The sequence below is a fragment of the Mesorhizobium sp. M1E.F.Ca.ET.041.01.1.1 genome (assembly GCF_003997355.1).
In the GTDB taxonomy this organism is placed as follows: Bacteria; Pseudomonadota; Alphaproteobacteria; order Rhizobiales; family Rhizobiaceae; genus Mesorhizobium.
In genome coordinates this window covers 1-745 of record NZ_RZSL01001152.1, presented here as the reverse complement: position 1 = coordinate 745, position 745 = coordinate 1, and the positions used below count along the sequence as shown (strand labels likewise).

Genomic DNA, 745 nt, shown 5'->3' with positions numbered 1-745 from the left:
GGACAGCGCCGAACGCGAAGGCGCACGCCGCCAGTGTCTCAGCTGGCCTCCTCCCCTGAAGATCACACCTAGCAGGCTGTTGAAGAAGTCAGGCGCGCTCGCAGACGAAGCCTGAATCGTCGGCATTGTGGATGTAGAAGCGGCCGACGAGGCGACCCGCAGTGCCAATCATCGCCCATCCGCGACCGCAAGCGGGATCGCTTTCGTCGTGACCCTCCCACGAGAATTCCGCGCAGGGCGAGCCGTCTCGCGCGCCGTAGCGGACATCAAGGAAGCCTTTGAGGGCACCGAAGCCGATCTCGCCGTCCGTCGCGCCTTTGAATGTCAGATGCGCCTCTTCGACGAGATCGAGGAAATCGTTGTCCCAGACATCCATTTCGACGATACGCCAGTGACCGGCAAAGGCCTTGGCGATGGCTGGAACCTTGGCCATGTCAGCTGGTCCCAGCGATGAGCTTCGGCAACCGCACCAGATTGTAGGCGGCGGCAGCGAAGGTGAAGCCCCATCCGACGCGGTCCCGGCCGCGGAACTTGGTTTGGCGCTGACCGGCAACCGTCTTGATCCAGCCGAACGCCTCTTCGATGCGCTTGCGAATACGCTGACTGACAGCATAGCCGCTATGCCGGGTGGTGCGCCCGTCGATCGCCGAACTACGGCCGTTCGTGTTCTGCGCCACATGCGGCGTCACCTTCATCGAACGCAGCTCATTGATGAAGTCTTCTGCGTCATAGGCCTTGTCGGCAC

Annotated in this window: 2 protein-coding genes; both read right to left on the bottom strand. The window is 62.4% G+C overall.

Going from position 1 to position 745, the window contains the following annotated elements; genetic code table 11:
• Nucleotides 1-88: 88 nt before the first annotated feature.
• On the bottom strand, nucleotides 89-433 hold the full coding sequence (locus EOA38_RS38050) for a hypothetical protein (protein WP_127301632.1): 345 nt from the start codon (nucleotides 431-433) through the stop codon (nucleotides 89-91).
• Nucleotide 434: 1 nt separating this feature from the next.
• Nucleotides 435-745 (bottom strand): transposase (locus tag EOA38_RS38045; protein ID WP_145966356.1); only part of this gene is annotated, 311 nt, incomplete at its 5' end.

Excerpts from the sequence above, each read along its gene's own strand:
- EOA38_RS38050 (WP_127301632.1), bottom strand. The coding sequence starts at position 433 with ATGGCCAAGGTTCCAGCCATCGCCAAGGCCTTTGCCGGTCACTGGCGT.